The sequence below is a fragment of the Janthinobacterium sp. 35 genome (assembly GCF_002754575.1).
Classification (GTDB): Bacteria; Pseudomonadota; Gammaproteobacteria; order Burkholderiales; family Burkholderiaceae_D; genus Janthinobacterium; species Janthinobacterium tructae.
The window spans coordinates 1-14,527 of sequence record NZ_PEFN01000001.1; the positions used below are offsets into that span (position 1 = coordinate 1).

Here is a 14,527-nt window from a genome sequence, read left to right on the forward strand (position 1 = left end):
CAGATTGAGGATATTCCTCAAGATCACGGCGATCCCGTGTCTACCTCCCCTGCCCACCCTCTGTTGCCCGGCGCCCGCCGCGTCACCGTAGGCGAAGCCATCCATGCAACGATTCCCATCAAACTGGTCACAATGCACTTGCAGGCCGGGATCATGGATTTGAAGTGGAGCAAAATTTTGAAGATGGCGGCACCTTAGATGTACCATTGCAATGGGTCGAGGAAAATGATTACGTCCCACACTGTCTTATTGCCATCAAAGTGCGAGGCGATAGCATGCAGCCCCTGCTTTACCAAGGCGATATCGCCGTGGTAAATATCGCAGATAATAAAAAGGTAAGTGGGGGCGTCTACGCCATCAATTTCAATGGCGAGCCCGTCATTAAGCGCCTCAAATATGAGGGGCGCGAATGGTACATGACGTCCGAAAATGGCGACCCACGATACGCGAGAAGGCTTTGCCGTGGCGGTGATTGCATTATTGTTGGGCGCATAGTGCGGTTTGAGGCGCGCAATTTCAAAGACCGGCTTTAATTCACGACTAGAATGATTATGAAAAATTTAATCTTGGCGCTAGTCGCCCTCGTAAGCGTCCCAGCCTATGCGCAATACGCATCATTGACACAGAATGCCGCCTCAGCAGCAGAGCTTAAACAAGCAACTCTGCTGGCGGCGCGTGAAAAAATGGCAGGTGCGAAGTTTTGGATCGCGCCGAATGCTTCTGCAATTAGCCGGAAGGAATTTATTGGCGCAGAGGAAGACGGCTCTATCGGCAGTGAAAAATTCGTGGTGACGGAGGCGACCAGCTTTTCAGTTATTGGCTTTGCAACTCATAGATATCGAAATTACGTCAAGATAACTTTCCCCGATGGAAAAATTGCATATTTAGAAGAGGGCATACTATTCCATAAACGACCCGAAAAAATACGCTCTTTTTGATGACCTATATGAGATTGGGAAGCCCAGGCATAATTTTGTTGAATACATCCTGCCAATATCACCAGATGAATTACGCATTGCGGAGAAAAAGTCTAAAACCAAAGCGACAAATGCCAATGCCGCATGGAAAGCTCGTGGCGGAGTCCGTATTGGAATGACCGCAAAGCAGGTTCGCGCATCCAACTGGGGCGGGCCGGAGAGCGTCAATCGCAGCACTGGCACGTACGGCGTACATGAGCAATGGGTGTATGGCGGCGGCAATTATATTTATCTGGAAAACGGCGTGGTTACGTCGATTCAAAATTAAACATGATGTTCATCGCATCGCCGACCTCAAGCACTTGGTGCGCGAGCTGCTGACAAGTGACAATTCGCTAGATTCCCAGTTGCCAATTTATCATATAATGCTGCGGCGAAACAGCACGCACATGCTGAACAATAATGGATTATGAAAAAATTTCTCGCTACAGTATTTATGGTTGTTTTCTTGGTAGGTTGTGCGGCTTCCGAATTTAGAACAGCCCGAGAAAATGCGAATTTGGTTAAAAACGGTATGACTGTTTCCCAGGCATCCCAAATTCTCAGCATGACTCCCAGTCATCAAACATCGGAATTCGCCGATTGGCGCAGAGGAAACGCGCAGACCTACAATGGAACTCGCAATGGCTCAATCAGATTTCAACTAAAGGATGGAGTAATCTACGGCATCCCGGAAGGTGGAATATTTAGCCAGGCAGCGTTCAAAAAATTTGAAGACGAGCGCATCGCAAAACTTGAGGCCAAAGGACTTGCCGATAGGAAGGCCGAGAATGAGGAGCGGGCCAAAGTCCTCGCTGATATAGAAGAAGAAGAAAAAGGCCGCAGTCGAATCTGTCGTCACATGCGCAGATAAAACAATGTGTACGAAAGTTTTTTCCCTTGCACAAATATATACTGCCCGCAATTCCGATCAAAAAATCCAAGTCGCAACAGATACGATTATCGAAACATACAACCCCACTGAAAACGGAAAAATAGGTATCTCGATTGTAAAAACTCCTGGGCGGGGCACTATCGAAACTGTAACCATTGTCCCTACCTGCAAAGTATCGACAAGCAATAAACTTAGTAAGGACCTGTGTCGCAGCAAGCGCATGCTGGTTTATTTAGGGTTCCGCTCATTCATCGAAGAAAATCTAAATCGCTAAGCATCGCTCGCGCCAGCGGGTGTGCGGCTGGTGAATTAAGCTGCCGAATTGCGCGGCACGCGCGGAGTATAAGCGCCCGTCCCATCACGTTCATGCTTGGCCGCCCTGGCCTCCCATTCGCGCAATTTCTCCGGCGTAGCATCGACTATAGTAACGGGCTTCCGGCAGAGCTTCTCGCCCAGCGACGCAAAAGTATGCGTCGATGATTGGGCGGGCATATTGGCGGAATTGGACTGAAGGTATCCCGAGTGCGTCACAATGCTCGGGATAATCGCGCAGCAAAGCAAGCGCTATTTCGGCTGGGTGTTTTTTCGTTTTCCATTTTGAGGAATCCTTATGAGCAATATTTTGTTTGAAAATTCCAACCGTTGACGGCGGCCAAGGCCGCATCGCGGGAGTGGCGATCCTTGCAGCGAGATCGTCAAGCCATATACGGCGACGACGTTTCCCCACCAATTCAGAACGTGATTATCGAAGTACTTACATCGTCCGGCGCACTAGTTCGGGTAGTTATTCCAAATTCAAATACAGGTACTGCGTCCGTTTATTTGGACGATAAAGAAATTTAATCCCGCCTTTTTTTTTCGGTCGAGGGATGTGATCATCAGCGTCCCACCCACCCCAACACCCTTCCCGCATCCGGTCCAACCGGGCTTTCCTTGCGACGGAGTCGAATTATTTCCCACTCCTATTTCCCCTCTATAGGCACTAAAAAGTACCTTATCTTGCACTTGATGCCAGCTTTTGATCTTGCGCTTCAAGGTCAAGAGCACTGCGCTTTTCTCTATGTCCTAGGCTTCGGGACCGAGAACAGCACCTCCCAGTAATCAAGCAAGAACTTGACTACCGTGAATTGCTACATGCCTCCTAAGTATCCAGGGACGCGTTTCACATAGGGCAGACGTTGGGCCGTTTCCTGCCCCCGCCGATTGGCGCTCCGCCCTCTATCCCCCCCCCTGCGGCCAGTCAACTCCTTCTTGCCACCCTACACGCCTTGCTCGTTTCGCTGGTTTCCCCTGGGGTACTGCGAGGCGCTGCCAACTCCATCTATCAGGACTTGCGCAACCCGGCGAGATTTGACCCGGGCTTCCGGTCGCCTGAAATTTCTGGCGACGAAAACATTTTACATGAATTCGACAAAATAAAAGCAAATTGCTCTTGCTATACTAAAAGCAAATTGCTATAGTTCACTCCATCAAAAGCAAACACAGGAGTACGACATGTCCCCAGCAGAGCTTGCAGCACTCGAAGCGGTCCTCATCGCCCACGGCGAAGTGATCCCGACAATCGCCATCCCAGCGCGCGGCTGATCGTCATGCAGATCACATCCTCCACCGTTCAGCAGCTCCTGATCACAGGCGCGCCCGGCCTGGACCCGATCCGTGTATTGATCGAAGACCTGGAGCCGGGCAAAGGCCTGCTGACGGTCTGCTGCTTCCACGCCGCCTGGGCCATGGCCTTCACCGGCTACTGGGGTGCGATGTCTGACCGCACGCTGACGCAATTCCTCGTGGACTGCGATCCGGATTACATCGCTGGCAACCTTGAATGGTCGCTGCCAAAGACGCGTAAGCAAACGAAGTACCTCACAAGCATCGTTATCGCAATGCAAGCGGCATTGCGCGAACTGGCGGTGAAGCCATGAGCTACTTCATAACCACCCGTACAGCTACCGGCAGCCAGCAAACCTACACCGGCACCGGCAGCCCTGACGCCGCCCTCGCCGCGTTGCCAGAGGACGAGCCGATGAGCATCACCGTTCTGGTGCGGCCATGATCACCCTCTTCAACCGCCTGCTGGCCGCCCACCGCCACTACCAGGCTCAGCACCAGCACTGCATGAACAAGATGCGCCTAGCCGGCGTGCGCCGCGAGCTGGCCGGGCTTGAGGAAATGCGCAAGGAACTGATCACCGCGCAGATCGAAGCACTGATCGACCTGGACGCATCCGCAGCGCGCGTGAAGCAGCTGGGCCGTGCCCACCGGGAGGCGCAGTGGACGTCGTCAGCCAAGCCGTGATCGACGTAGCCAGCCAGGCCTTGCGCAACTGGCATGCCGGCCACGCCATCGTCTACGCCGTCCGCCTGGCGCTGTTGAAGGCTGAAATTATAAAACTTACAAGGAGAAAGTCATGAACGCAGTTACGCAAGAAAGCCAAACCGCAATGCAAGTATCGCAATTCGACCAGGGCGAGCTGCCAGTTGCGGCAACCAGCACCGCCGCCCCGATCCTCGGCAGTGCAGGCATGGACAGCATGATGCGCCTGGCCGAGGCTGCGCCTTTCAAGCTGAGCAAGGAACTGCTGGCCGGCCTGCTGACGGGCCGCGAATACGGTAAGGAAATAGCGAAGGAAGAAGAACTGCAGGCCAAGGCCGCCGGCCTGATCGTGATTTTCGGCGCTAGCGACGACTTGATGGAGTTCCGTGGCTTCGTGGACGACGAGCGCGGCGCGCCGACCATCGCACTGCTTGACGCCAAGGGTTTGCTGCCGTTCCGCGAGGATATCCAGCACGACGACGATGCACTCAAGGATTATTTCACCCGGGCGCCGCAGGTGCGCGCCGTGGATGCCCTGTGGGCCAAGGAAGACGGCTACAGCTGGACCTACCGCACCGACGTGCCGCACGCCACCTTCGAAATCGTGGAGGACGGCGAGCCGTACTGCCGCGGCATCGTGATCGACGTGGCCGACCTGGCGCCAGCAGTGTGATGGCCCGGCGCCACGCGGGAGCACCGCCTTGACAGAAATCGTGCTCATGAAAATGGCCAATATCCTCGTGCCGCACGACGAGGCGGCGGCCGATTTCATCCAGAAGATGAAGGCCGGCGCGCTGATGCACGCCGACTTCAAGAAGGTGCGGAACTACCAGTTCCACAAAAAATACTTCGCCCTGGTGTCTTTCGCCTTTGATCAGTGGGAACCGCGCGGCGGCCTGACCTACCAGGGCCAGCCAGTAGCGAAGAACAAGGAGCGGTTCCGGAAAGACGTGGCGATCCTGGCCGGCTTCTTCGAATCGACGGTGAACCTCAAGGGCGAGGTGCGCCTGGAGGCGAAAAGCATTTCGTTTGCGCAAATGGACGAGATCCAGTTCGAGGCGCTCTACAGCGCGACCATCGACGTGATCTTGTCCCGGATTTTGACCAAATACACCAGGCAGGACCTGGACAACGTAATTAACCAGCTGCTGGCATTCACATAAAAGCCGGCGGCAGCAACGAGGAAGATCATGGACCAATTGAAAGAGGCAGTCGCCACAGCATTTGACAAGATAGTCGCATCCGGCGCCATCGAAGAAGCCATTCAGAAGCAGATCGGCGCGGCCGTCACCGCCAGCATCAACGAGCACCTGCGCGACTACAGCGACTTCGGAAAGGCGCTCAAGGCCAAGATTGGCACCCTGATCGAAGTCGACCTGGACAAAATCGACCTGCCATCTTATCGCCAATTGGTCGGCGACATCATCAAGAAGCGCGTCGGTGCGGTCATGTCCACGGAATTCACCGAGAAACTGGACAAGGATATTGCCGAACTGCTGGAGCCGGTGCCGGACTCCATCACGCTGCAAGCGCTGCTGGATGAGTTCATCGAAAGCAAGAAAGACGCGTGGAACGCGCATGAGCTGCGCGGCGAGAAATTCACACTGAACATCAACCGCAGCGAAAACTGTGATGACTACCTGGATGTTTCAATCGATGAAGACCCAAACCAAAGGCGGCACTCGTCCTGCGCCATCCACCTGCGCATCCGGGGAGACGGTGAGGTGTGGGCGCTCAGCCTCGGTGGCACCGACATCAAGAACAAGATTTTCGTCGGACCGCTTTTCAATTTCGAAAAGCGCCTGTTCCAGATGTACACGGCAAAGACCCGCCTGATCATCGACGCAAACGCGGATGCCGACGACTTCGACACCACATTTCCATACAACGATTAAGCGAGCAGCCGCCATGTTTTTCAAGAATTTGCAGATTTACCGCTTGCCCGCCGCTTGGGCCATGACGGCCGCAGTGCTCGAGCAGGCGCTGGCGCCGCAGCAGTTCACGCCCGCTACCAGCATGGACCTGGTGCGCCAGGGCTGGGCCGCGCCACGCGGCGCCGATCAGCCGCTCGTGCACGCCGTAGGCGGCCAGTTCCTGCTGCAGCTGAAAACCGAGAAGAAGCTGCTGCCGTCGACCGTGGTCAATCAGGTGGCCGCCGCCCGCGCGCTGGAAATGGAAGAAGCCCAAGGCTTCGCGCCCGGCAAGAAAGCTATGAAGGAATTGAAAGAGCGCGTCACCGACGAGCTGCTCCCGCGTGCCTTCGCCATCCTCAGCACCACGGCCGTGTGGATCGATCCGGTGAATGGATGGCTGGTGGTGGACGCGGCCAGCCCGAGCAAGGCGGACGAGGTGATCAAGTTGCTGCTGAAATCCGTCGACAAGTTGCCGCTGGAAAGCCTGCGCGTGCAGCGCTCGCCGGTGGGCGCGATGACGGAATGGCTGCAGGCGGACGAATCCCCGGCCGGCTTCACGGTCGACCAGGACGCGATCATGCGCGCCACGGGCGAAAGCAAGGCCCAGGTGGCGTACAAGCGCCATACGCTGGAAGCAGACGATATCCGCCGCCACATCGCCGCCGGCAAGCAGTGCACGCGCCTGGCCATGACCTGGAGCGACAAGATCAGCTTCGTGCTGGACGAGAGCCTGGCCATCAAGTCGGTCAAGCCGCTGGAAATTATCAAAGAAAGCGCCACGCGCAACGACGACGAGCGCTTCGACAGCGATTTTGCGCTGATGACGGGCGAGCTGGCCAAGATGCTGACCGACCTGGTCGAGGCGCTGGGCGGCGAGGCCGACATGGAGGCGCAAGCAGCGGGCCAGGCTGTTGCCGGCCAGCAGAAGATCGAACGCGCCGTGAACTTGACTGCCGATCTGTACAAGCTTCGCGCCCGTTACCGCGATGTGCTCAACGAGCTGTATGACAGCACCGTGCAGCCGGCCGTTGCACGCGTGCGCGAACACATGGCGGAAACCGCCGAGGGCGCGATTAAATCGGCGTTGACGCTGGCCAAGGAGCTGCCAGGCGGCTCGCGATCCGTCGACCTGCTGCTGGTAGCCGCCATTGAGATCATGGAACCAAGCCTACGGCCGGCAGCGGGCGATGCCCCTGTCCGCCAGCAGCGCCCGGCGCTGCAGCTGAATGGCGAAGCGGCAGGCACCGTGCTACCCGGCGACGGCAGCACGAGCGATCCGCTGTACGCCCAGGCCGTCGAGGTAGTGCGCAGCCGGCAGCGCGCATCGATATCCTTGGTGCAGCGGTATTTGGGCATTGGCTATAACCGCGCGGCTCGGCTGATCGAGACGATGGAGTTCGCAGGCGTGATCAAGGACACCCAAGGCATCTACACGGTGGCGGCCTTGGCAGGAGTGCAAGCGTGAACTCACCTAGATCAAATATCTGGAACAGTGCGAAGCGCCCGCTCAAGTTGGAGGACGACGCGGGAAATGCCGGTGGCGGCTTTCTGCGCTGGCTCCTTCACAAACTCTCTCAGCGCGTCACCTTCGACCATGAGCTGGAGGTAATGCATATTCGACACCGCTTGCATATGGGATATAACTTGCTTGAGTCTCGTCCGCTCGATTTCCATTCGAACAGCAACTTCGCCTGGAAAGATCGCAAGCGGCTGCACCTCCGCCACCGTCCAAAATTCGCAGTCGCGGATTTTACCTGCCACGGTCCCGTAGTCCGCTTGGCGTTCCTTCATACGAGGATCGCTCACCACGTCCATGCATTCTTCGAGAGTGTATTCGAGTGCTTTCAATCGGAGAATCAAACTTCCAGCGGCAAGAAGTGCAAGTTCGTGCTCCTTCGCGGCCGTGCGCCGGGCCTGCCCGCTTGCGATCCATATTGCGCCGAACAACGCTCCTACCGAGCCAATTGCGCCGACCCAGGCTGCGCAGTCAGCGGTGGTTACCGGCGGGGAGCAATAAAGCGATGCACCAAAGTAACCAAGGAAATAACCGGAACAGGCGCTAGCGAAACCTCCGCCGGCAAAGTGAAGTATTTTCATAGGGAAATTCTATCATGAGCAAAGAGCATCCCATCCTCATGAACGGCGCCATGGTACGCGCCGTGCTCGATGGCAGCAAGACGCAGACGCGGCGCATCGTCAAGAAAGTCGGATTGGCGGCGCCTGCGCCGCAATCGGTTATTGATGGCGCAGCCACCTACGCGGGCGGCATGGTCGCGCATTGCCCCTATGGCCAGCCAGGCGATCGCAACTGGGTGCGCGAGACGTGGGGCGTCATCAGCCACGCCTGGGATGAGGCCTGCAATCTGATTGATTGGGCGCCTGATCGCCCTGCGACGGCAATCAGCGAAATGCCATTCGGCCAAGGCTACTACTCTGGCCATGTAATCTATGCGGCTGACGGTGCCTTTCAATGGTCCGGCGATGACGATGGTGATGGCGACCCGCGTTCGGCGTGGCATCCATCCATCCACATGCCCCGGCGCGCCAGCCGCATCCTGCTGGAGATCGTGTCCGTGCGCGTCGAGCGCCTGAATGACTGCAGCGACGCCGACGCACGCGCCGAAGGCACGCCTGGTGGCCATGGCGTCATTCCGAGTTACAACTACCACGCGACACCGAGCGAGCACTTCAGCCACCTGTGGGAATCCATCAACGGCGCCGGCAGCTGGGCAGCCAACCCGTGGGTGTGGGTGATCGAGTTCAAGCGGGTGACGCCATGAACCCGCGCATCTACAAGAAGCAGGCAAAGCGCGCGGTCCAGCTGCTGCGCAGCCATGGCGACACGACGAAATACACGCCGTCGCGCGAACCGGGCGTCGTCGATGAGGCGTTTTCGTGGAAGCGCGGCAAGTGGCTGCGTCGTCATCGCCCCGCCGAATACGGCTTGTGGCAACGCATCAGCGCGATTCCAGAGGTTTCTTGGCAAGACTTCGATGGCGAGTGGGATGGGCATGATTCCCGCACAGGCTGGGAGCGCCATTACGATCACGCCCGTTTGCCAGCGGATTACTGGGAAGGGCCGGAATGGGAGTGCGGTGGCAAGCCATGGCCGCGCATGACCACTAGCCAGCGCATGAGGATGTGGCGGCACAACCAGATTGCGCCAGGCTGGCGGTGGCGTGGTGGGCGAGCAGCAAAGGTGGTGCCATGACCGACAACGACGAAGTGCCGAACAGCGAGCGTAGCCCCGGCGCCGCGCGAGTGGCGGCGGCCCTGATCCTGATTTACGTGGCGGCGACCCTGGCGGGCGTCCTGGCCGCGACAACCTGAAAGGTGGATATGAAAAAGATAATTGAAGCAGCACCAGTCATACGCGATGCTCAAGGCTGGTATAGGCATCCTGATCTGCCACCCTTTGACGAAGGCGATGCCGCCAAATTCAAGGAATGGATAGACGCCCAGGGGCTGGAGGTCCAACGCGTCTGGATGGACGGCGACGCGCCCGACTTGGCAGAACGCTACCTGGAAGGTGATGGCGATCCGAGCGCATTGGTCGACTGGCAGCCCACGGCGCCGGCCCCAGGCTGGTTCCTGCTCGCGCTGTACGACGAAGAGAACGATGGTCCTGTGGCATGGTTCGCGCGCCGCGCGTCGGCGGCGCAATGAGCAGCCGCACCCCAGCGCCCGCGCCGGAAACTCCGGCCGAGGCCGCCTACAAGCTGGACCGGGCCGTGCTGCGCGCGATCCACACCTGCCAGACCGTGCTGTTCGAGGGTAAGCAGCCCCACTTGCGCGGCATGAGCACCCAAGTGCTGGGCGGCGGCGTGTCTTCCGTGATTTACCTGATGGGCGACGCGACACCGCGCCAACCAAGCGAGATAACCTTTTTGGAGCATGCAGAATGAACAACAACGCTAGTATTGACGCGCTGGAGCAAGGCGGCCCCCTTTCGGTCGCCGTAACGGCGCAGCGCCTGGCCGTGCAGGACGGCTGGAAGCTGGTGCCGGTTGAACCGACGCCTGAGATCATCGCTGGCGCCGCAATCGCATCCTGGCCAACCGCAACGCTTGCCGATATCGACCTGGCTCGCCAGGCGGCGCCAATCGTCTTGATGCAGATGAACATGGCGCCGGGCACGACCGTCGATGCGTTGGCTGGCATGCTGGCTACGATGGCGCCGGCATATCGAGCGATGATCGCCGCGGCGCCTGCCCCCCCATCGGTGCACATCGTGGGTAAAGACGCGACGGTTGTGGGCGCGTGCGCCGAAATGTGCGCCTTGTGCAGCGCCTGCGGCGGAACTGGCGACGTGCATGGGCTGGACGGCGAGTGGCGTGGCCAATGCACTTGCGTCCATGCATGGCAGCAGCGCGCCGAGAAAGCCGAAGCCGATTTGAAGCAGGTCAACGAATGGCGGGCAGCGGCCCTGACCGAAAGCCAGACATTGGGCGAACTGTGGGCCAGCAAGGTGGAGCAAGCCGAAGCCCGCGTGAAGGAGCTGCAGGCCGAGCTCGATATCGAGCTGGAGCGCGCATACGACCGCCTTCTTGCCGCCCGCACCAACAAGCAGGCCGACCGCCAGGTACTTCAAGCCGACGGGAGGCACCCGGCGCCATGCGCGCGCGATTGCGAGGCGCCGGCATTCAAGAACCAGGTGCGGGAGCGCGATGCTCGCATTGCGCAGCTGGAAGCCCGGCTCGTGCGTCGCCGCGCCCCGCTCTCGCCCGAGGCGCAGCAAGCCATCGCGGCAGCGCGCGCCGCCGGCCAGACCATTGCGGCAACGCCGGGCGGCCTGGTCTTCTTGAACAGCGGCGCCGAACCAGGCAGCGGCGAACTGGACTGCCCCGCTTGCGGTGGTAGCGGGCATGCCGGCGACTTGCCGGCCGGGAGCGCGCCATGAACATGAGCGAGCACGACATGGTGGCCAAGCTGGTCGAAACCATAGAGCGAAATGCGCGCGCGGCGGCCGCCAAGGCAGAGGCAGAGCGTCAGCCTCTGGCTTGGGTGAAGCTGGAGCGCTACGTCGAAATATCAGGTGATTCCGTCGATTCCGTCCAGGCCCGCCGCAAGGCTGGCAAGTGGCTCGATGGCAATCAATGCAAAATTGTGGATGGTCGGCTGTGGATCAACCTGCCGGCAGTAGAAGAATGGGTAGCAAAATGGGAACAAGCAAGTCCAGTCCGCCAGGCGTCGAACTCCGGTCGGGCGTCCAAAGCGAATCGATCCGCATAAAATTTATGTACCGGGGAACTGAATGCCGGGAAACGTTGAAGCTCGCGCACAGCAAGGCAAACATCAAATACGCCGAGCGCCTGCGCGGCGAGATCCTGAACGCGATTGCGCTGGGCAATTTCAGCTATGCCAAGTATTTTCCCGAATCGACGCAGCTGAAGAAGTTCGGCTTGCAACCTCGGGGCAAGGATGTAACCGTTGGCGACCTGCTTGAAAAGCAATTCGAGATCTATGAGCGCATCCTTGCGCCCAGCACGCTGAAAAGCTATAAGCGCGTGCTCAACAAAATTCTGTTGGGGCAATGGGGCGACACCCTGCTCACAGACCTTACGCCGGCCGCGCTGCGTAGCTGGATTGTCGATCTGTCGCTGAAAGCCACCTCGGTCCGACAAATTCTCATTCCGCTGCGCGGCGCGCTGGAGCTTGCGATAAATGACGACCTGATCGATAGCAACCCGCTGGATCGGGTGAAATTGCAAAAAACGCTGGACCGCGACGCCTACAAGGCTGAATACGAAGTGGATCCTTTTTCCGCTCAGGAGATTGCGGCCATCCTCGATGCTGCCCAAGGCCAGGCCCGCAATGTCTTTCAGTTTGCCTTCTACACAGGCATGCGCCCGAGTGAATACATCGCGTTACGCTGGGAATCGGTCGACTGGGCCGGATTCAAGGCGAAGGTGGAGCGTTCGCGCGTGATGGGTGAATCGCGCGAGGAACTAAAGACGCGCGCTGGCCGCCGCCTGGTCGACCTGCGGCGCGGCGCTGTGGAGGCGCTGGTTGCACAGAAACAACATAGCTTCCTTGCTAGTGGCCTTGTGTTCCTTGATCCGGCTACCGGTCAGGGCTGGGACAACACGCAGCGCCTGAGCCTCTTCTGGGCGGCAATGATCAAGAAGGCCCAGGTTCGCTACCGAAATCCGTATCAAACGAGGCACACATTCGCGTCGACGCTACTATCGACGGGCGCCAACGCAATGTACGTGGCAAAGCAAATGGGGCATACCGATACGACCATGATCACCCGAACGTATGGCCGCTGGGTTGAGCAGGAAGGTGGCGTGTTGCCTGATCAGTATTGCAAAATGACTGATGGGCTAAAGGCAGGGGCAGCTTAGTATTTTCGCCCACGTTTCGCCCATGCAAACGGCAAAAGGACTGGAACCCGCATGTATGCTTGCTTGTGGTGGCTAAAAGCAAGTTATACAGAAAAAAGTACCCTCCGTCCTTGCAGCATAGAAAAGATATTTGAAAATGACAAAAAATAGCGCTCGCCGGACGGCGGGCATGCCGCCGCCCTGCCCGCTCAATCCTTCGCTGACTTGCCACTGGCACGCCGTCGGCGCGCCTCTTTCGGGTCGGCCTGCAAGGGGCGGTACACTTCCACCCGGTCATGCTCGCGCAAGACCGTATCGAGCGGCTTTCTCTTGCCATGTATGCCCACCATATTGATGGCCAGGTCGATGCCAGGGATAGCCTGCAGCAAGCCGCTCTGCGCCACCGCCTGCTCGATGGTGGTGCCTGCAGGCACGCGCAAGGAGCGCAGAAAGGTGTTGTCCGGCAGCGCGTGACAAACCTGCACCGTGATGCCCGCTTCAGCCATACACCGTCTCCGCGCGCTTGCAGAAGGAGTCGACCATGCTGTTGGCGATCATGCCGAAGACGGGGCCGATGATCTGTTCCAATACGCGGCTGGAAAACTCGTAGTGCAGGTCCAGTTCGATTTTGCAGGCATCGTCACGCAGGGCCTTGAAGGTCCACACGCCATCGAGGGTCTTGAAAGGACCGTCCACGAGCTTCATCTTGATGCAGGTCGGCGGCACGTTCTCGTTGGACGTGGTGAAGCTTTGGCGCACGCCGTGGTAATGTATGCCCACGCTGGCGACAACCGTGTTCTCGCCCCGTTCGCGAACCTCGACCGCACCGCACCAGGGCAGGAATTTGGGATAATCCTCCACCGCCGCCACCAGCGCGAACATTTGTTCGGCGCTATAACCGAGAAAAACTGATTTATGTACTACTGCCATTGAAGAACCATTTGCTATGATGTTGGATACATTTGATTTGATCGCGCTTGCGCGAGACAGTAGTTTAACCGACCCGCGCACATTTACCATCTCATGACCATAGCAGACAACAGAAAAGCCTTCCACGACTACTTTATCGAGGATCGCTACGAAGCGGGCATCGTGCTGGAAGGCTGGGAAGTCAAAGCCATCCGCGACGCCCGCGTACAAATCAAGGAAGCCTACGTCGTCGTCCGCGGCGATGAACTCTTCCTGTTCGGCGCGCATATCAGCGCCCTGCCGACCGCCTCCACCCATATCCATCCGGAAGCCGTACGCACGCGCAAGCTGCTGCTGCACCGCACGGAAATGGATAAACTGATCGGCAAGGTGGAACGCTCCGGCTACACGCTGGTGCCGCTCAACCTGCACTACAAGGGCGGCCGCGTGAAATGCGAAATCGGCCTGGCCAAGGGCAAGAAGCAGCACGACAAGCGGGCAGCCGAGCGCGACCGCGATGGCGCGCGCGAAGTGCAGGCGGCAATGAAGTCGCACCGCCGCTGATCCGGCACTGCGCGCAGCGTGCTGCGCCGACACCCTCAAGCCCGGCTATATGCCGGGTTTTATTTTGCCACTATCTGCGGCAAACGGAAAAAAAGCCCGGCGCAGCAGGATTAAAACAGGGAGGGAATGAGATAAGGCGGGAAAAAAGACTGGCATTAATAAAAATACCATGGGGATAAGCCGAGGTAAATCAGCTTGGCCGAGTTGGCCAACGAAAACGAATCAACAAAGTTCCGGATGCTTGCATGCTGCCTTGTACTACACCTGTACCACTTCACAGGACAAGCATCCGAATGAACGGTTTTTAAACCTTCAGGATTACACCTTCAGCAGATCGCGCGACTTACCCGAATCGGTCCACTCTTTGACCCATTTCGGTTGACGGCCACGGCCAGTCCATTGCTGCGTCGCATCATCCGGATTGCGATAGCGCACAGCGACCGTACCCGTTTTAGCGCGAATCCCTGTACCCACCAGATCTTTTACGGAAACGCCGACGCTCTGGGCAATCGCCAGGATTTGCTCGCGTGCTTTGGACAGATCATCCTGTTCGCGTTTCTTCATTTGCTTCTTGATGTCGTCCTGCAAGGTGCGCAGTTCGGACAGGGATAAGTTCGACAGATCCATGGTATTTCCTTGTATGAGTTGAAAAAT

Annotated in this window: 25 protein-coding genes and 1 pseudogene; 22 read left to right on the plus strand and 4 right to left on the minus strand. The window is 58.1% G+C overall.

What is annotated here, in order from left to right; translation table 11 throughout:
- The 13 genes and pseudogenes from CLU93_RS28405 to CLU93_RS28485 all read left to right on the plus strand — a co-directional run.
- Positions 1-198: hypothetical protein (locus CLU93_RS28405; RefSeq protein WP_218968315.1), on the plus strand; the 198-nt coding region annotated here is incomplete at its 5' end.
- On the plus strand, positions 165-533 hold the full coding sequence (locus CLU93_RS00005) for a S24 family peptidase (protein ID WP_099759478.1): 369 nt from the start codon (positions 165-167) through the stop codon (positions 531-533). The genes CLU93_RS28405 and CLU93_RS00005, both read left to right, overlap by 34 nt.
- Positions 534-551: 18 nt before the next feature.
- Positions 552-938, plus strand: coding sequence for a hypothetical protein (locus CLU93_RS00010; RefSeq protein ID WP_143451675.1), 387 nt, complete (start codon positions 552-554; stop codon positions 936-938).
- A 154-nt stretch (positions 939-1,092) separates the two neighbouring features.
- Positions 1,093-1,245, plus strand: coding sequence for a hypothetical protein (locus CLU93_RS28090; RefSeq protein WP_180287760.1), 153 nt, complete (start codon positions 1,093-1,095; stop codon positions 1,243-1,245).
- Between the two features lie 141 nt (positions 1,246-1,386).
- Positions 1,387-1,830 (plus strand): hypothetical protein, encoded by a 444-nt coding sequence (locus tag CLU93_RS27750; protein WP_143451676.1) that lies wholly within the window; start codon positions 1,387-1,389, stop codon positions 1,828-1,830.
- Between the two features lie 1,610 nt (positions 1,831-3,440).
- The gene (locus tag CLU93_RS00020) at positions 3,441-3,770 is read left to right on the plus strand and encodes a hypothetical protein (RefSeq protein ID WP_099759481.1); all 330 of its coding nucleotides are present in this window, start codon (positions 3,441-3,443) and stop codon (positions 3,768-3,770) included.
- The gene (locus tag CLU93_RS28480; protein ID WP_257224800.1) at positions 3,767-3,901 is read left to right on the plus strand and encodes a hypothetical protein; all 135 of its coding nucleotides are present in this window, start codon (positions 3,767-3,769) and stop codon (positions 3,899-3,901) included. Before CLU93_RS00020 ends, CLU93_RS28480 begins: the two co-directional genes overlap by 4 nt.
- The gene (locus tag CLU93_RS00025) at positions 3,898-4,143 is read left to right on the plus strand and encodes a hypothetical protein (RefSeq protein ID WP_099759482.1); all 246 of its coding nucleotides are present in this window, start codon (positions 3,898-3,900) and stop codon (positions 4,141-4,143) included. The genes CLU93_RS28480 and CLU93_RS00025 overlap by 4 nt, the downstream gene beginning before the upstream one ends.
- Positions 4,144-4,255: 112 nt before the next feature.
- Entirely contained in the window at positions 4,256-4,834 is a 579-nt protein-coding gene (locus CLU93_RS00030) for a hypothetical protein (RefSeq protein ID WP_218968316.1), read from the plus strand.
- A 40-nt stretch (positions 4,835-4,874) separates the two neighbouring features.
- A complete protein-coding gene (locus CLU93_RS00035) occupies positions 4,875-5,324 on the plus strand; it encodes a DUF1367 family protein (RefSeq protein ID WP_257225113.1) in 450 nt (149 codons plus the stop codon).
- A 27-nt stretch (positions 5,325-5,351) separates the two neighbouring features.
- Complete coding sequence (locus tag CLU93_RS00040) at positions 5,352-6,056, plus strand: hypothetical protein (protein WP_099759484.1); 705 nt, start codon at positions 5,352-5,354, stop codon at positions 6,054-6,056.
- 13 nt (positions 6,057-6,069) lie between these two features.
- Positions 6,070-6,990, plus strand: a pseudogene (locus CLU93_RS28410) (recombination-associated protein RdgC); the annotation flags it as partial.
- Between the two features lie 240 nt (positions 6,991-7,230).
- On the plus strand, positions 7,231-7,539 hold the full coding sequence (locus CLU93_RS28485) for a DNA translocase FtsK (protein ID WP_257225146.1): 309 nt from the start codon (positions 7,231-7,233) through the stop codon (positions 7,537-7,539).
- Between the two features lie 11 nt (positions 7,540-7,550).
- Here the strand turns inward: CLU93_RS28485 and CLU93_RS00050 are convergent, their stop codons facing one another.
- Entirely contained in the window at positions 7,551-8,171 is a 621-nt protein-coding gene (locus tag CLU93_RS00050; protein ID WP_143451677.1) for a hypothetical protein, read from the minus strand.
- Positions 8,172-8,185: 14 nt separating this feature from the next.
- On the opposite strand from CLU93_RS00050, the gene CLU93_RS00055 reads away from it, so the two are divergent.
- The 8 genes from CLU93_RS00055 to CLU93_RS00080 are packed head-to-tail and all read left to right on the plus strand — an operon-like array spanning position 8,186 to position 12,421.
- Positions 8,186-8,854, plus strand: a complete 669-nt coding sequence (locus CLU93_RS00055) for a hypothetical protein (protein WP_099759486.1) — start codon at positions 8,186-8,188, stop codon at positions 8,852-8,854.
- Complete coding sequence (locus CLU93_RS27755) at positions 8,851-9,285, plus strand: hypothetical protein (protein WP_143451678.1); 435 nt, start codon at positions 8,851-8,853, stop codon at positions 9,283-9,285. The genes CLU93_RS00055 and CLU93_RS27755 overlap by 4 nt, the downstream gene beginning before the upstream one ends.
- Positions 9,282-9,404 carry a hypothetical protein gene (locus tag CLU93_RS28490; RefSeq protein ID WP_257224801.1) on the plus strand — a complete coding sequence of 41 codons (123 nt, stop codon included), beginning with the start codon at positions 9,282-9,284 and terminating at the stop codon, positions 9,402-9,404. Before CLU93_RS27755 ends, CLU93_RS28490 begins: the two co-directional genes overlap by 4 nt.
- Positions 9,405-9,413: 9 nt before the next feature.
- Positions 9,414-9,740 (plus strand): hypothetical protein, encoded by a 327-nt coding sequence (locus tag CLU93_RS00060; protein WP_218968317.1) that lies wholly within the window; start codon positions 9,414-9,416, stop codon positions 9,738-9,740.
- On the plus strand, positions 9,737-9,979 hold the full coding sequence (locus CLU93_RS00065) for a hypothetical protein (protein ID WP_099759488.1): 243 nt from the start codon (positions 9,737-9,739) through the stop codon (positions 9,977-9,979). The genes CLU93_RS00060 and CLU93_RS00065 overlap by 4 nt, the downstream gene beginning before the upstream one ends.
- Positions 9,976-10,974, plus strand: a complete 999-nt coding sequence (locus CLU93_RS00070; RefSeq protein WP_099759489.1) for a hypothetical protein — start codon at positions 9,976-9,978, stop codon at positions 10,972-10,974. Before CLU93_RS00065 ends, CLU93_RS00070 begins: the two co-directional genes overlap by 4 nt.
- The gene (locus CLU93_RS28100; protein WP_180287762.1) at positions 10,971-11,306 is read left to right on the plus strand and encodes a hypothetical protein; all 336 of its coding nucleotides are present in this window, start codon (positions 10,971-10,973) and stop codon (positions 11,304-11,306) included. Before CLU93_RS00070 ends, CLU93_RS28100 begins: the two co-directional genes overlap by 4 nt.
- A 5-nt stretch (positions 11,307-11,311) precedes the next feature.
- Positions 11,312-12,421 carry a tyrosine-type recombinase/integrase gene (locus CLU93_RS00080; RefSeq protein ID WP_257224802.1) on the plus strand — a complete coding sequence of 370 codons (1,110 nt, stop codon included), beginning with the start codon at positions 11,312-11,314 and terminating at the stop codon, positions 12,419-12,421.
- Between the two features lie 188 nt (positions 12,422-12,609).
- Here CLU93_RS00080 and CLU93_RS00085 read toward each other — a convergent pair whose 3' ends face one another.
- Complete coding sequence (locus tag CLU93_RS00085; RefSeq protein ID WP_099759491.1) at positions 12,610-12,906, minus strand: RnfH family protein; 297 nt, start codon at positions 12,904-12,906, stop codon at positions 12,610-12,612.
- The gene (locus tag CLU93_RS00090) at positions 12,899-13,330 is read right to left on the minus strand and encodes a type II toxin-antitoxin system RatA family toxin (protein WP_099759492.1); all 432 of its coding nucleotides are present in this window, start codon (positions 13,328-13,330) and stop codon (positions 12,899-12,901) included. The genes CLU93_RS00085 and CLU93_RS00090 overlap by 8 nt, the downstream gene beginning before the upstream one ends.
- A gap of 93 nt (positions 13,331-13,423) precedes the next feature.
- Between CLU93_RS00090 and smpB the strand changes: the two genes are divergently transcribed.
- The gene (gene smpB / locus CLU93_RS00095) at positions 13,424-13,873 is read left to right on the plus strand and encodes an SsrA-binding protein SmpB (RefSeq protein WP_034752217.1); all 450 of its coding nucleotides are present in this window, start codon (positions 13,424-13,426) and stop codon (positions 13,871-13,873) included.
- A gap of 318 nt (positions 13,874-14,191) precedes the next feature.
- On the opposite strand, the gene CLU93_RS00100 is transcribed toward smpB, so the two are convergent.
- The gene (locus CLU93_RS00100) at positions 14,192-14,500 is read right to left on the minus strand and encodes an H-NS histone family protein (RefSeq protein WP_071077739.1); all 309 of its coding nucleotides are present in this window, start codon (positions 14,498-14,500) and stop codon (positions 14,192-14,194) included.
- Between the last annotated feature and the right edge of the window lie 27 nt (positions 14,501-14,527).

Excerpts from the sequence above, each read along its gene's own strand:
- CLU93_RS00010 (WP_143451675.1), top strand. The coding sequence starts at position 552 with ATGAAAAATTTAATCTTGGCGCTAGTCGCCCTCGTAAGCGTCCCAGCC.
- CLU93_RS28090 (WP_180287760.1), top strand. The coding sequence starts at position 1,093 with ATGACCGCAAAGCAGGTTCGCGCATCCAACTGGGGCGGGCCGGAGAGC.
- CLU93_RS27750 (WP_143451676.1), top strand. The coding sequence starts at position 1,387 with ATGAAAAAATTTCTCGCTACAGTATTTATGGTTGTTTTCTTGGTAGGT.
- CLU93_RS00020 (WP_099759481.1), top strand. The coding sequence starts at position 3,441 with ATGCAGATCACATCCTCCACCGTTCAGCAGCTCCTGATCACAGGCGCG.
- CLU93_RS28480 (WP_257224800.1), top strand. The coding sequence starts at position 3,767 with ATGAGCTACTTCATAACCACCCGTACAGCTACCGGCAGCCAGCAAACC.
- CLU93_RS00025 (WP_099759482.1), top strand. The coding sequence starts at position 3,898 with ATGATCACCCTCTTCAACCGCCTGCTGGCCGCCCACCGCCACTACCAG.
- CLU93_RS00030 (WP_218968316.1), top strand. The coding sequence starts at position 4,256 with ATGAACGCAGTTACGCAAGAAAGCCAAACCGCAATGCAAGTATCGCAA.
- CLU93_RS00040 (WP_099759484.1), top strand. The coding sequence starts at position 5,352 with ATGGACCAATTGAAAGAGGCAGTCGCCACAGCATTTGACAAGATAGTC.
- CLU93_RS28485 (WP_257225146.1), top strand. The coding sequence starts at position 7,231 with ATGGAACCAAGCCTACGGCCGGCAGCGGGCGATGCCCCTGTCCGCCAG.
- CLU93_RS00050 (WP_143451677.1), bottom strand. The coding sequence starts at position 8,171 with ATGAAAATACTTCACTTTGCCGGCGGAGGTTTCGCTAGCGCCTGTTCC.
- CLU93_RS00055 (WP_099759486.1), top strand. The coding sequence starts at position 8,186 with ATGAGCAAAGAGCATCCCATCCTCATGAACGGCGCCATGGTACGCGCC.
- CLU93_RS27755 (WP_143451678.1), top strand. The coding sequence starts at position 8,851 with ATGAACCCGCGCATCTACAAGAAGCAGGCAAAGCGCGCGGTCCAGCTG.
- CLU93_RS28490 (WP_257224801.1), top strand. The coding sequence starts at position 9,282 with ATGACCGACAACGACGAAGTGCCGAACAGCGAGCGTAGCCCCGGCGCC.
- CLU93_RS00060 (WP_218968317.1), top strand. The coding sequence starts at position 9,414 with ATGAAAAAGATAATTGAAGCAGCACCAGTCATACGCGATGCTCAAGGC.
- CLU93_RS00065 (WP_099759488.1), top strand. The coding sequence starts at position 9,737 with ATGAGCAGCCGCACCCCAGCGCCCGCGCCGGAAACTCCGGCCGAGGCC.
- CLU93_RS00070 (WP_099759489.1), top strand. The coding sequence starts at position 9,976 with ATGAACAACAACGCTAGTATTGACGCGCTGGAGCAAGGCGGCCCCCTT.
- CLU93_RS28100 (WP_180287762.1), top strand. The coding sequence starts at position 10,971 with ATGAACATGAGCGAGCACGACATGGTGGCCAAGCTGGTCGAAACCATA.
- CLU93_RS00080 (WP_257224802.1), top strand. The coding sequence starts at position 11,312 with ATGTACCGGGGAACTGAATGCCGGGAAACGTTGAAGCTCGCGCACAGC.
- CLU93_RS00085 (WP_099759491.1), bottom strand. The coding sequence starts at position 12,906 with ATGGCTGAAGCGGGCATCACGGTGCAGGTTTGTCACGCGCTGCCGGAC.
- CLU93_RS00090 (WP_099759492.1), bottom strand. The coding sequence starts at position 13,330 with ATGGCAGTAGTACATAAATCAGTTTTTCTCGGTTATAGCGCCGAACAA.
- smpB (WP_034752217.1), top strand. The coding sequence starts at position 13,424 with ATGACCATAGCAGACAACAGAAAAGCCTTCCACGACTACTTTATCGAG.
- CLU93_RS00100 (WP_071077739.1), bottom strand. The coding sequence starts at position 14,500 with ATGGATCTGTCGAACTTATCCCTGTCCGAACTGCGCACCTTGCAGGAC.